We start from the raw sequence: 13,585 nt of genomic DNA, 5'->3' as shown, positions 1-13,585 counted from the left end.
CATGGCCGGCGCGGCGAACGCTAAAGACGGCGTAGGGTTCCGGTCCGATCGCGGGCCTATCCTCATTGCCCTGATGCTGTCCACGGGACTCGTGGCCATCGATTCCACCATCGTGGCCACCGCGGTGCCATCGATCGTCCGCGACGTGGGCGGCTTCTCGTCCTTCCCCTGGCTGTTCTCCGCCTACCTGCTGGCGCAGGCGGTGTCCGTGCCGATCTACGGCAAGCTTTCCGACATGGCGGGCCGCAAGCCCATCATCCTCACGGGCATCGGCCTGTTCCTGCTCGGTTCCGTGCTGTGCGGCGTGGCTTGGAGCATGCCCTCCCTGATTGCCTTCCGGGCGCTGCAGGGACTCGGCGCCGGTGCGGTGTTGCCCGTGGCCGTCACCATTGCCGGCGACATCTACACCCTGCAGGAGCGCGCGAAGGTCCAGGGCTACCTGGCCAGCGTCTGGGCCGTTTCCTCTGTGGTGGGCCCCAGCCTGGGCGGCGTCTTCTCCGCACTGGGCATCTGGCGCGGTATCTTCCTGGTCAACGTGCCGCTCTGCCTGCTGGCCGGATGGATGCTGGTCCGCACGCTCCATGAGGACGTGGAACGCGCCACCCACAAGGTGGATTACGCCGGCGCCGTGCTGTTGGCCGGCTCGCTCGGGCTGCTCATCCTCGGCGCCCTCCAGGGCGGCCAGGCGTGGGCCTGGGATTCTCCCATCAGCATCGGCGTGTTCGTGGTGGGCGCAGTCCTGCTGGTCGCATTCCTCCTGGTGGAACGCCGGGCGGCGGAGCCCATCCTGCCGGCCTGGGTGGTGTCCCGCCGGCTGCTGGCCACCACCGCGCTGGTCTCCTTCGGCGTCGGCGCGGTGATGATCGGCCTGACCTCCTACGTGCCCACCTTCCTGGAAGGCGCCCTGTCCTCCTCGCCACTGGTGGCCGGCCTGGCGCTCGCCGCCCTGACCCTCGGCTGGCCGCTTAGCGCCTCACAGGCCGGCAAGTTTTACCTGCGGATCGGCTTCAAATCCACGGCGCTGATCGGCATCGCCGTCTCGGTGGTGGGCCTGCTGATCCTGTCGCTCACCGCCTCCTCACCCAACGTGGCGCTGATCGCGGTCAGCTGCTTCGTCGTCGGCCTCGGCCTGGGCCTGCTGGCCACCCCCACCCTGATCTCGGCCCAGTCCAGCGTGCCCTGGCATGAACGCGGCGTGGTGACCAGCACCAACATGTTTGCCCGGTCCATCGGCAGCGCCCTGGGCGTGGCGGTGTTTGGTGCCGTGGCCAACTCCATCTATGACGGCAGCAGTGGTGGCGAGGCCGATCCCGCCACGGTTATTTCCGCGTCCGGGGCCGTCTTCCTTGCCGCGCTGGTGGCCGGGCTGCTGACCGTTGCCGCAGTGCTGTTTATGCCGGCTGTGAAGGCTGACAGCGTGGAGCAGGCCGGGGATGGGGCCGCGGCAGGCGAAGGCCCGGCAGCCACGGAGCCCGCTGGCAACGCTGTTCCCAGCCCCGCTGTTCCCACCCGAGTAAAGGGCCGCAGCAGCTAGCGGGACGCCCGGAAAATTTCGGGCGCGGGGCGGGTCCCGGTGGCAAGGTCGGCCAGGATCCGCCCGATCACGGGCGTGAACTTGAAGCCGTGGCCGGAGAAACCAGCCCCGATCACCACCGGTCCCACGCGGTCCAGGATGAAGTCCTCGTCCGGAGTGGTGGTGTACGTGCAGCTGATCGTCTCGAACGAATCGGCGTCCACGCCGGGCAGCCACTGCCGGGCGTACTCCTGCAGTGCGGCGAGCTGGGTAGGCTCGGGCAGGAAATCGCGGTGATCCGGATCCACTTCCCGGCCCACCCCGTGCCAGCCCGCCTTGATGCCTTCGCCCGGGGTCTGCATCCCGTAGATGGGCGAGTACCAGCCCTGGTAGTCCGGGCCGGGGTAGTGGTTGAAGCCCGGCCACACCGCGCCGGCGTCCGCCACCCGGAAGTGCGCCGGCTGCTCCTGGGTCACCCTCAGCTTCGGGATCCGGATGGCTGGGTTGCCGCCGCCCGCAACCTTGCCCAGCAGCTTCTCCGTCCAGCCGCCCGCCGTCACCACGGCCTGGGCTGCGGTGACCACCTCCGTGCCCGCAGTAGATTCCAGCGTCAGCCGCACGCCGTCGTCGAACACCTGGAAGTCCGCCACCCTGGTGTGGTGCCGGATCTCGGCGCCCCGGGCAGCGGCCAGCCGCTGGAAGGCGGGAAGTGCGGCTTCCGGATTGAGCTGGCCGCCGTCGGGCATGTGCAGGACCTGCCGGTCGAACCGGATGCCGCGCCACCGTTCGCCGGCCTCGGCCGGCTGCAGGAACTCGGCGCGGATGCCTGCAGCAGTGAGGGCTGCGGAAATTTCGTTCGGGTCAAAGCCCGGTCCGTGGGTGACGACGCCGGTGCGCGCCAGCAGCTGCTCGCCGCTTTCCTGTTCCAGTTCCTCCCACAGCGCCAGCGCCTCGGCCAGCATGGCCACATAGTCCGGCTGGTGGTAGCCCGGGTTCAGGTTCCGGGTGGCGCCGTGGGACGCACCGACTTTGTGGCCGGGGCCGAACTGCTCCACCAGCGTCACCTGCCGGCCCCGGCGCGACAACGCCCAGGCAGCCGCGGAACCCATGGCCCCGCCGCCGATCACCACAGTGTCCAACACAGAATTCATCAGCCCTCCAAGCTACGGTTACGCCAACAACAGCGCCACGCCGATCATCGCCGGCACCGCCACCACGGTGGTGATCAGCACGGTATCTTTCGCGACGGTGAGTCCCGTCTGGTACCGGCTGGCCGCAACGAACACGTTCTGGGCCGTGGGCAGGGCCGAGGTAACCACCACGGCGAACAGGGCATGCCCGTCCATTCCCAGCGCGAAGCGGGCGAAAAGGTAGGCAAGGGCCGGCTGGATGCCGAGCTTGAAGGCGCTGGCCAACAGGGTGTCCAGGCGCCGGCCGGCGGAGGCCTGCAGCGGCCGGGTGCCGTTCAGGCTCATGCCGAACGCGATCAGCATGGCAGGAATAGCCGCGCCGCCGATCAGGTGGATGGGCTCCATGACCAGTTCCGGGACCTGGAAGCCCGTGCCGGCCACCAGCAGCCCCAGGCCGGAACCCACGATCATGGGGTTGCGCAGGATCATCAGGAAAAAGCCCAGGACGGTGGTGCGGTGCGTGCTGGTGCTCGAGTCCAGGATCATCAGGAACATCGGGGTGAAGAAGGCCAGCTGGAAGATCAGCAGCGGCGCCACGTAGCTGGCGTCGCCCAGGACATATACCGCAATAGGAATACCTAGGTTCGCGGAGTTCGCCAGGGAAGCGGACATGGCCGACATCAGTGATTCGGGAAGCGCCCGCTTCAGCCAGAACCTGGTGATGGCGAAGAAGATGGCTGCCGTGACAATGGCTGCCACCGCGGTGACGAGCAGAGGTTCGGCGAAGACTTCCTGCAGGCGGGCCTTGCTGAGGGTTTCGAAGAGCAGTGCCGGGCTGGCAACGAAGAAGGTCAGGCCACTGAGGACGGGCCGGGCGTTGTCGCCGAGGATCCTTTGCCGGCCCACGAACCAGCCCACCAGGATGATGCACCAGACAACGAAGAAGCCGGCCAGCACCCCTAGCAAAGGATGCCTCGCGGGGCATGGAAGAAGGGTCTACCGGAGTTCACGCTCCGGGATCACACGGTGGCGTTGTTGAGCGCGAACGGCGGGCGCACGACGCCGGGGGTAAGGCCCTCGGCGGGATCGTTGCCCAGCTGGATCACCCGGTTGTTTTCGTCCACGTGGACCACGCGTGGCTCGAAGGACTTGGCTTCTTCGGTGGTCATCTGAGCGTACGTAATCAAAATTATGATGTCGTTCTCGTGCATCAGGTGCGCCGCTGCACCGTTGATGCCGATCACGCCGGAGCCACGTTCGCCGGCGATGGTGTAGGTTTCAAGCCGCGCGCCGTTGGTGACGTCCACGATGGACACCAGCTCGCCGGGAAGGATGTCGGCGGCCTCCAGCAGGTCGAGGTCAACGGTGACCGAGCCTACATAGTGCAGGTCGGCATGCGTGACGGTGGCCCGGTGGATTTTGGACTTGAACATTGTTCGATTCATAACGGATCCAGTCTAGACCTGCGGTTCCATGCCCGCAGTGACGTACGAAACACAGAGCCCCCAGATGACGTGGCTGCGCAGCGAGGCGCGATTTCGTTGCGCAGGGGACGCGCCTGCGCAAACCCAAGCTCTTTGAATGCGCGGCTAAGGACACATACGACGGCTGCCGGTCAGCCGGCGCCGTCCGTTGCCACGGCGGCGGCGGCCGCAGCAAGGGTTTCCCGGGCGGCGAGGATCGCTGGACGTTGGGCGCTGGAGCGGCGGACCGAGGTGAAGATGGTGCGGTGCGGCTTGCCGGGAAGCTCCAGCAGCTGGGCGGTGGTGCCGCGCCCGGTCCACACCAGGTCCGGCATCAGGGCCACCGCGTTGCCGGACTCGATGAGGCGGGCCTGGGCCTGCAGGTCGGCGGTTTCGAACCGGACGTCCGGTTCGAAACCGGCGCTGCGGCAGGCCTGTTCCGCCCAATGGCGCGATGCGGCACCCCGCGGTTCCATGACCCAGGCAAGCTCTGCCGTGTCCGCCAGCGAGCGGATGGCGGATCCGCCGTCGGACGCCGGGGGAACGGCCAGCCGGATGGCGTCGGTGGTCAGCTTTACCCGGTCCAGCTCGGGGTACCGCGGTGCGGCATGACCGGGGTACTGTTCGGCGATTACCAGGTCGAAGTCACGTGCCCATGTTTCGTGCAGCGCCGTTTCCGGTTCGCGCTGGATCATTTCGATCCGGACTTCGGGGTATGTGGCAGCCATCCGGGTCAGGGTGTCCGGCATCAGGGCGAGCGCCGCGGACTGGAAAACAGCGATCCGCACCGTTCCCGTAACCGTGGTGAGGGAGGCAGCCAGGTCCGCCTCCGCCTGTTCCATGGTTTCCAGCAGCTGGGCGGTGTGCGCCACCAGCACTTCGGCCTGGGGCGTCAGCTGCACCCGCCGCCCTGTTTTCCGGAGCAGCTCCACGCCCACTTCCTTCTCCAACAGGGCCAGCTGCTGCGACACCGACGACGGGCTGTACTGTAAGGCCTCCGCTACCTCCGCGAGGGTCCCGCGGATGCTTAATTCGCGGAGCAGCCGGAGCCTGCGGACGTCGAGCATGGCAAATTCCTAACTGAAACTAACGAATATAGGTTAGAAGTAGTCACTTTATCTAATGCAATCGCGCACGCATACTGTTGAAATCGAGTTACCCCCGTCACAGCCAGGTCCCTTGGCGTGCCGCGGCGGGGTCGCACCCCAAGCAGGAGTTCGAATGAGCACCAAAGATTTAAGCCAATCGATTATGCGGCGCAAGCCCATCGACGACATCGAAGAAGAGAGCAAGCACAGCGGACTGTTCAAGTCCCTGGGGCTGTGGCAGCTCACCGCCATTGGCGTGGGCGGCATTATCGGCGTCGGCATCTTCTCCCTCGCGGGACTGGTCGCCGCCGGCAGTGAAGGAAACCCGGGAGTGGGGCCCGCGGTACTGATTTCCTTCCTGATTGCAGGCCTGGCCTCTGCGGCCGCGGCCCTATCCTATGCGGAATTCGCGGGCATGATTCCCCGCGCCGGTTCCGCCTACACCTACGGCTATGTGGCGCTCGGCGAGGTGATCGGCTGGTTCATCGGCTGGGACCTGCTGCTGGAATACATTGCCATCGTTGCGGTAGTGGCCATCGGCATCTCCGGCTACCTTGACGCCTTCCTGGCCGGCATTGGCATCCACATGCCGGCATGGATGACGTCCACCGTGGACGAAGGCAAGGGTGGCATCGTCAACATTCCGGCCATCCTGGTCTGCCTCCTGGTCACCTGGATCCTGTCCCGCGGCACCAAGGCGTTCGGCCGGTTCGAACTCGTCGCCGTGGCCATCAAGGTGGTCCTGATCCTGTTCATCATCGGGCTCGGCGTGTTCTACATCGACACCAATAACTACAACCCGTTCATGCCCAGCGGCTTCGGCCCTGTGGTTGCGGGCTCGGCCACCGTCTTCTTTGCTGTGTTCGGGTACGACGCCATGAGCACCGCGGCCGAGGAAGCCAAGGATGGCAAGAAGCACATGCCCAAGGCCATTGTGCTCTCGCTCATCATCGCCATGCTGCTCTATGTGGCCGCCACCCTGGTCCTGACCGGCATGCAGAACTACAAGGACATCGACCCCAAGGCCGGCTTCGCTTCCGCCTTCACCTCCGTGGGCCTGCCGGTGATCGCCACCATCATCTCGGTGTTCGCTGTGCTCTCCATCCTCACCGTGATGCTCACCTTCCTCCTCGGTGTGACCCGCGTGTGGTTCTCCATGAGCCGCGACGGCCTGCTGCCCGGATGGTTCGCCAAGACCGACCGCCACGGCACTCCGCAGCGCGTCACCTGGATCGGCGGCATCGCCTCCGCGTTCCTCGCCGGCGTGTTCCCCATCAAGGAGGTGGCGGACCTGACGAACATCGGCATCCTGGCCGCGTTCGTCGTCGTCTGCCTGTCGGTGATCATCTTCCGCTACAAGCGCCCCGATGCCCCGCGCACGTTCCGCCTGCCGCTGATGCCCGTGATCCCGGCCTTCGGCGTCCTGGCTTCGGCCTTCCTGATGCTGCAGCTGCACTGGGAGACCTGGGTTCGGTTCGTGGTGTGGCTCATTATCGGCCTGGTCATCTACTTCAGCTACGGCCGCAAGCACTCGCTGATGAACCCCAACAGCCCCCGCCACCAGGAGCTCGCGGACCTGCACCGCCCGGTTTCCTAACTCCAGCCCCGGGCCCCGCTCGATTCTGGCGCCCGCTCACCGGCAGGCCTCCCACCCTTAGACCCCCGTTGCTCTATCACTTACGGTTCCTAAACAGCCGTTTTAGCGACCAAAAGTGATAGAGCAACAGGGAAGGGTGGGAGGTCTGCCGTTGGCATTTAAGGGGTCTCTGAACCATTGGTTTTCCTAACCTGTATTGGTTGGAAAAGATCGCTTTATCTTATGTGACTCGAAGCTCATACTGGTGGAAAGACCCCTCCCACAGTAAGAAAGATCGGGAAAACCATGACCCACGTTGCAATGGAACCGGCAGTCGTCAAAGCGGCCACCCCGCAGACGGTCGACGTCGACGTCCCCCAGGCAAAGGCCCTCGCCGATGAGGCAGTCGCCCTGGTCCGCCACTGGCTCACCGAGGCCGCCAAGGTGCCGGTGGACCCCTCCGCCCAGCAGCTTGCCGGCGTCCTCAAGGATCCCAACGGCCTCGAATTCACCGTCGGCTTCGTGGACGGCGTGGTCCGTCCCGAGGACCTGAACGTCGCCGCCCGAAACCTCGCCGCACTCGCCCCCAAGGTTCCGGCCTTCCTGCCCTGGTACATGCGCAGCGCCGTGGCGCTGGGCGGTGCCATGGCCCCCGTGATGCCGCAGGTGGTCATTCCCATCGCCCGTAAAGTGCTTCGCGAGATGGTGGGACACCTGATCGTGGACGCCACCGACGCCAAGCTGGGCCCGGCCATCGCCAAGATCAAGAAGGACGGCATCAAGCTCAACGTCAACCTCCTGGGCGAGGCTGTCCTGGGCGAGCACGAGGCCTCCCGCCGCCTCGAGGGCACGCACACGCTGCTGGCACGCCCCGACGTCGACTATGTCTCCATCAAGGTTTCCTCCACGGTGGCCCCGCACTCCGCCTGGGCCTTCGACGAAGCGGTGGAACACGTCGTCGAGAAGCTCACCCCGCTGTTCCAGCGCGCCAACTCCTTCGCATCGGGTGGCCGCAAGGCCAAGTTCATCAACCTGGACATGGAGGAGTACAAGGACCTGGACATGACCATTGCGGTCTTCACCCGGATCCTGGACAAGCCCGAGTTCAAGAACCTCGAAGCCGGCATCGTACTGCAGGCCTACCTCCCGGACGCGCTGTCCGCCATGATGCGCCTGCAGGACTGGGCCGCGGAGCGGCGAGCCAACGGCGGTGCCGGCATCAAGGTCCGCGTGGTGAAGGGCGCCAACCTGCCCATGGAACAGGTGGAAGCTTCCCTCCACGACTGGCCACTGGCCACCTGGGGCAGCAAGCAGGACTCCGATACCAGCTACAAGCGGGTCATCAACTACGCGCTGCACCCGGACCGGATCAGGAACATCCGCATTGGCGTGGCGGGCCACAACCTGTTCGACATCGCCTTCGCCTGGCTGCTGGCCAAGCAGCGCGGCGTTGAGTCCGGTATCGAGTTCGAGATGCTGCTGGGTATGGCACAGGGCCAGGCCGAGGCCGTCAAGAAGGATGTCGGATCCCTGCTCCTTTACACACCCGTGGTGCACCCGGCCGAGTTCGACGTCGCCATCGCCTACCTGATCCGCCGCCTGGAAGAGGGCGCCAGCCAGGAAAACTTCATGTCCGCGGTCTTCGAGCTCAGCGAAAACGAGGGCCTGTTCGAGCGCGAAAAGCAGCGTTTCCTCTCCTCGCTGGAGGCCCTGGACAACACCGTTCCACTGCCCAACCGCCGCCAGGACCGGAACCTTCCGCCGGAGCCGATGCCGCACGCCGGCTTCCGGAACACCCCCGACACCGATCCCGCGCTCCCCGCCAACCGCACCTGGGGCCGCGCCATCCTGGACCGTGTCGCCTCCTCCATCCTGGGCGAGGACTCCGTCAAGGCTGCCTTCATCAACGACGAGGAAACCCTCAACAGCGCCATCGACAATGCCCTTGAGAAGGGCAAGGCCTGGGGCCGGCTCTCCGGCAACGAGCGCGCCGAGACCCTGCACCGCGCGGGCGAGATCCTGGAAGCCCGCCGCGCCGACCTGCTCGAGGTCATGGCCAGCGAAACCGGCAAGACCATCGACCAGGGCGATCCCGAGGTCAGCGAGGCCGTTGACTTTGCCCATTACTACGCCGAGTCCGCCCGAAAGCTGGACACGGTCGACGGCGCCACGTTCGTCCCAGCCAAGCTCACCGTTGTCACTCCGCCATGGAACTTCCCGGTCGCCATCCCCGCTGGGTCCACCCTTGCGGCACTCGCCGCCGGCTCCGCCGTCGTGATCAAACCTGCCAAGCAGGCCGCCCGCAGCGGCGCCGTCATGGTGGAAGCCCTGTGGGAGGCCGGCGTCCCCAAGGGCGCGCTGACCATGGTGCAGCTGGGGGAGCGGGAGCTCGGCACCCAGCTCATCAGCCACCCCGCCGTGGACCGCGTCATCCTGACTGGCGGCTACGAAACCGCAGAGCTGTTCCGCTCCTTCCGCAAGGACCTGCCCCTCCTGGCCGAGACCAGCGGCAAGAACGCCATCATCATCACCCCCAGCGCGGACCTGGACCTCGCCGCCAAGGACGTGGCCTACTCCGCGTTCGGCCACGCCGGGCAGAAGTGCTCCGCCGCCTCGCTGGTGATCCTGGTGGGCTCGGTGGCCAAGTCCAAGCGGTTCCACAACCAGCTCATCGACGCAGTCACCTCCCTCAAGGTGGGCTACCCGCAGGATCCCACCAGCCAGATGGGCCCGATCATCGAGCCGGCCAACGGCAAGCTCCTCAACGCCCTCACCACCCTGGGCGACGGCGAAAACTGGGCGGTGGAACCGAAGAAGCTGGACGAAACCGGACGGCTCTGGAGCCCGGGCGTGCGCTACGGCGTCAAGCGCGGTTCCTACTTCCACCTCACCGAATTCTTCGGCCCCGTCCTTGGCGTGATGACCGCTGAGACGCTGGAAGAGGCCATCGCCATCCAGAACCAGATCGAGTACGGCCTCACTGCCGGACTGCACTCGCTCAACACCGAGGAGCTTGGCATCTGGCTGGAGACCATCCAGGCAGGCAACCTGTACGTGAACCGGGGCATCACCGGCGCCATCGTGCAGCGCCAGCCCTTCGGCGGCTGGAAGAAGTCGGCCGTTGGCGCCGGCACCAAGGCGGGCGGCCCCAACTACCTGGCCGGGCTTGGCGACTGGGTGCCTGCCACCAGCGCAGCCACCGCGGATGTCAGCCACGCCGGTGTCCGCCGCATCATGAACGCGGCCGGACCCGCCCTGCAGCCTGCAGAGCTTGAGTCTGTCCAGCGGGCACTGGCCTCCGACGCCGAGGCCTGGGCCGACGAGTTCGGCACCGCCAAGGACGTCTCCGGCTTGAGCGCGGAACGCAACATCTTCCGCTACCGCAGCCTTCCGGTCACCATCCGCCTCTCCGAAGGTGAGCCGCTGGCCCACCTCGTCCGGACCGTGGCAGCCGGGGTGCTGGCGGGGTCGGCACTCACTGTGTCCGCCGCCGTCGAACTTCCCGCCCAGCTGCGCTCCGTGCTCACCGCACAAGACATCGACGTGACAGTGGAGTCCGACGCCGGCTGGCTGGCTTCCGCGGGTCACCTCGCCGCAGCCGGCAAGCTGTCCGGGGCCCGCATCCGCCTGATCGGTGGCGACGCGTCCGCGCTGGCGGAAGCGACCGGCGGGCGGCCCGACCTGGCCATCTACGCCCACGCCGTTACTGAAGCTGGCCGCGTCGAACTGCTGCCGTTCCTGCACGAGCAGGCTGTCAGCATCACCGCCCACCGCTTCGGTACCCCGAACCACCTGTCCGACGCTCTGATCTAGGCCACTGCCTCCTCAGGGACACACGAAAGCCCGGCAGCCAGGGAAAGTGGCTGCCGGGCTTTCGTTTTGCGGTTACTAGCCCAGGTACCAGCCGGGCGGTGCCCAGGTGGCCGGGACGCTGTGGGCCGAGAAGTCCTCGCAGCGTGTGCAGGTGTAGGCCACTTCGCCAAGGGTGGCTACACTTCCGTCACGCCGGTAGGTGGGCGGAATGTACGACTCAAGATAAACGAATTCGTCGGTACGGCATTTGTCGCAGGTGGGTTTTCCTACGTAACCGGAGTCGAGGGAGGCGTGTCCGGTTCCGAGGGTGTTCTGGCGCGTGGACGGCCGCGGTGCAGAGTACGGGCGTGCGTGTGCAGAACCGAGATGGATGTTCCTGGCTGTCGTCATTGGCTGCCTGTCCCAAGCGTTTTCCCATGCAGGGGACGCGCTTGAATTAGTGAACTGGCCTGCTGCTTGACCTTGAAAAATCAGCATAGGCTATGCCAGTTCCCCTATCAATGGACACGAACCCCCTAACTCCCCCAAATACTGGAAATCATGCCGGAAGAGAGTTAAGTTTGCCGGTTAATGGTCCGGCCGACGATCGACTGGGTGAGGGCGTCGATCACCTCGGCGTTCGCCAGCGGATTGCGGATCAGGGTGAAGTCCACATCGCCCACGGCGGGAAGGTCGAAGCGACGGGTGATGATCTTCAGGTCTTCAGGCACCAGCGAGGTCGGCATCACGGCCACGCCGATCCCGGCCCGGACCGCTGCCAGCACGCCGCTGATCTGCCGGGTGGTGCAGGTGATCCGCCAGGTCCTGCCGTGCGCTTCGAGTGCAACGATGGCGAGTTTCCGGCTGAGGCTGGGGGCGGGGTAGGCGATCAGGGGTACGGGGGTGCCCGGCTCCATCACGGTCTGCTCCAGGCCCACCCAGGAGAAGGAATCGTGCTGGACCACGGTGCCATCCTTTGCCCCTGCCACCCATTTCACGAAGACCAGGTCCAGCTGGCCGGCGTTGAGCTTGCGGTACAGCTGGTCGCTTTGCCCCACCGTCAGCTCCAGGTTGATCTGGGGGTAAATCTGCCGGAACTCGCGCAGGATGCGCGGCAGCCCGGTGATGGCGAGATCGTCCGCGGTGCCGAACCGCAGCCGGCCCCGCATCGCCGAACCTGAAAAGTAGCGGGCTGCGGCGTCGTGGGCGGACAGGATGTTCCGGGCGAATCCGGCCATGGCGTCCCCGTTGTCCGTGAGCCGGACGTCGCGGGTATCGCGTGTGATCAGGCTGCGCTTGGCCGCCGCCTCCAGCTTGCGGATGTGCTGGCTGATGGTCGGCTGGGCCAGCCCGAGGCGCTCGGCGGCTTTGGTGAAGCTGAGCGTATCGGCGACGGCCAGGAAAGAGCGCAACTGGGCTGGTTCGAACATGGGGACTCCGGTGTCTCTGTAGCTGCGGTCCTATTGCGTATTGCAATACGAGTTATAGGGACCATACGCCTCCATAATCTGCTCCGCCAGCCTAGCGTTAAGGGCATCCCAGACCGCCCGCAATATTTGAGGACATCCCTGTGGCACCCCCTCCGCCTTCGTCGGCCTCCATCTCCCAACCAGTCATCGACGCGGCGGGCTCAGCGCCGCCCAACAACCAGACCCAGCCGATTCCGGTCGTCGCGGAGCGGCTCCCGTGGAAGCACACCTTCATCTCGCTGAAGGTGCCCAACTTCCGGATCTTTGCGGCCGGCCACTTCATCGCGGTCATCGCCATCTGGATGCAGCGGATCGCCCAGGACTGGTTGGTGCTCCAGCTCTCCGGCTCCGTGACAGCCGTTGGCATCACCGTGGCTCTGCAGTTCCTGCCCTCCCTGCTGCTGGGGCCCTGGGGTGGCATGATCGCCGACCGGTTCGCCAAGCGAAAGATCCTCATCCTGTGCCAGAGCGTGGCCGCTGTCCTTGCCGCAACGCTTGCCACCCTTGCCCTCAGCGGCGTCATCATGGTGTGGCACGTCTACGGCATTGCCCTGGTCCTGGGCCTGGTGACAGTCCTCGACCAGCCGGCGCGCCAAGTGTTCGTCAACGAACTCGTAGGCCCCACCTATCTGCGGAACGCCATCAGCGTCAACTCCACCACCTTCCAGCTGGGCGGCCTGATCGGCCCGGCCATGGCGGGCCTGCTGCTGACGGCGGTAGGCGCCGGCTGGGCTTTTGCGGCCAACGCCCTGGCCTGCTGCTCGACGGTGGTGATGCTCCTGGTCCTGCGGAAGGACCAGCTGTTCGTCAGTGCACCCACGCCCAAGAGCAAGGGAATGCTGCGGGAGGGGCTCCGCTATGCCCTGAGCAAGCCCACTATCTACTGGCCGTGGCTGATGGCCGGATTTGTTTCGGTCTTCGCCATGAGCCTGCCCGTAATCCTCGCCGCCTTCGCGGACCACGTCTTCCAGGTGGGCGCCGGTGGTTACGGTGTGCTCAATGCCCTGGTGGCACTTGGTGCCCTGTCCGGCGCCGTGGCGTCCACCCGCCGTCGTCAACTGCGCCTTCGGTCCGTGGTGTTCTGCGCCGGCATGTACGGCCTGATGCTCTGCCTTGCCGCGCTTGCGCCGTCCATGGTGTCCTTCGGGGCGGTGATGGTGCTGTCCGGATTCTGGTGCCTCATGTTCCTGACCGGCTGCAACCAGTTGGTACAGGTCAGTTCCAACCTGGGCATCCGCGGCCGCGTGATGAGCCTGTACATCATGGTGCAGATCGGGGGCCAGGCGCTGGGCGGCCCCATGCTGGGCTCGATCGCCGAACACGCCAACCCGCATGTTGCCCTGTTGGTCTCCGGCGGCGTGCCCGCGCTGGCGGCCATCACCGTCGCCGCGATCCTGGCGCGGAAGGGTGGCCTGGCCGTCCGGATGGACATAAAGGCCCGGCGCCCTTTGAGAATCGTCAGCAGGCACGCGGGAACCTAGCGAACGGGCCCGGTAGGGCCTGTCGCCTGCCTGCAGCGAACACAAGACCCCGCCATCAGCCGCGATGACGGGG

10 protein-coding genes are annotated in these 13,585 nt (G+C 66.1%); 4 read left to right on the top strand and 6 right to left on the bottom strand.

The window, feature by feature from the left end; all coding sequences use genetic code 11:
• The first annotated feature begins 1 nt into the window (after position 1).
• A complete protein-coding gene (locus LFT46_RS18980; RefSeq protein ID WP_236799988.1) occupies positions 2 to 1,534 on the top strand; it encodes an MFS transporter in 1,533 nt (510 codons plus the stop codon).
• On the opposite strand, the gene LFT46_RS18975 is transcribed toward LFT46_RS18980, so the two are convergent.
• From LFT46_RS18975 to LFT46_RS18960, 4 genes are all read right to left on the bottom strand, one after another.
• Positions 1,531 to 2,664: an FAD-dependent oxidoreductase gene (locus LFT46_RS18975; protein WP_236820683.1), complete on the bottom strand. Its 1,134-nt coding sequence runs from the start codon at positions 2,662 to 2,664 to the stop codon at positions 1,531 to 1,533. The two genes, LFT46_RS18980 and LFT46_RS18975, sit on opposite strands and share 4 nt — an antisense overlap.
• Before the next feature lie 18 nt (positions 2,665 to 2,682).
• Complete coding sequence (locus LFT46_RS18970; protein WP_236799984.1) at positions 2,683 to 3,609, bottom strand: AEC family transporter; 927 nt, start codon at positions 3,607 to 3,609, stop codon at positions 2,683 to 2,685.
• Between the two features lie 53 nt (positions 3,610 to 3,662).
• Positions 3,663 to 4,088 (bottom strand): aspartate 1-decarboxylase, encoded by a 426-nt coding sequence (gene panD, locus LFT46_RS18965; protein WP_200830651.1) that lies wholly within the window; start codon positions 4,086 to 4,088, stop codon positions 3,663 to 3,665.
• Positions 4,089 to 4,258: 170 nt separating this feature from the next.
• Entirely contained in the window at positions 4,259 to 5,173 is a 915-nt protein-coding gene (locus tag LFT46_RS18960; RefSeq protein ID WP_236820682.1) for a LysR substrate-binding domain-containing protein, read from the bottom strand.
• A 154-nt stretch (positions 5,174 to 5,327) separates the two neighbouring features.
• Between LFT46_RS18960 and LFT46_RS18955 the strand changes: the two genes are divergently transcribed.
• Together LFT46_RS18955 and LFT46_RS18950 are read left to right on the top strand one after the other, a co-directional pair.
• Entirely contained in the window at positions 5,328 to 6,791 is a 1,464-nt protein-coding gene (locus tag LFT46_RS18955) for an amino acid permease (RefSeq protein ID WP_236820681.1), read from the top strand.
• Between the two features lie 285 nt (positions 6,792 to 7,076).
• Entirely contained in the window at positions 7,077 to 10,583 is a 3,507-nt protein-coding gene (locus LFT46_RS18950) for a bifunctional proline dehydrogenase/L-glutamate gamma-semialdehyde dehydrogenase (RefSeq protein ID WP_236820680.1), read from the top strand.
• A 75-nt stretch (positions 10,584 to 10,658) separates the two neighbouring features.
• Here the strand turns inward: LFT46_RS18950 and LFT46_RS18945 are convergent, their stop codons facing one another.
• Together LFT46_RS18945 and LFT46_RS18940 are read right to left on the bottom strand one after the other, a co-directional pair.
• Positions 10,659 to 10,973, bottom strand: coding sequence for a hypothetical protein (locus LFT46_RS18945; protein WP_236799977.1), 315 nt, complete (start codon positions 10,971 to 10,973; stop codon positions 10,659 to 10,661).
• A gap of 164 nt (positions 10,974 to 11,137) precedes the next feature.
• A complete protein-coding gene (locus LFT46_RS18940; RefSeq protein ID WP_236820679.1) occupies positions 11,138 to 11,992 on the bottom strand; it encodes a LysR substrate-binding domain-containing protein in 855 nt (284 codons plus the stop codon).
• Positions 11,993 to 12,132: 140 nt separating this feature from the next.
• Between LFT46_RS18940 and LFT46_RS18935 the strand changes: the two genes are divergently transcribed.
• Positions 12,133 to 13,512, top strand: coding sequence for an MFS transporter (locus LFT46_RS18935; RefSeq protein WP_236820678.1), 1,380 nt, complete (start codon positions 12,133 to 12,135; stop codon positions 13,510 to 13,512).
• Positions 13,513 to 13,585 lie beyond the last annotated feature (73 nt).

Source organism: Arthrobacter sp. FW306-07-I (assembly GCF_021800405.1).
Lineage (GTDB): Bacteria > Actinomycetota > Actinomycetes > Actinomycetales > Micrococcaceae > Arthrobacter.
The sequence above is the reverse complement of the archived record's forward strand: the minus strand, read 5'-3'. Positions and strand labels throughout refer to the sequence as shown.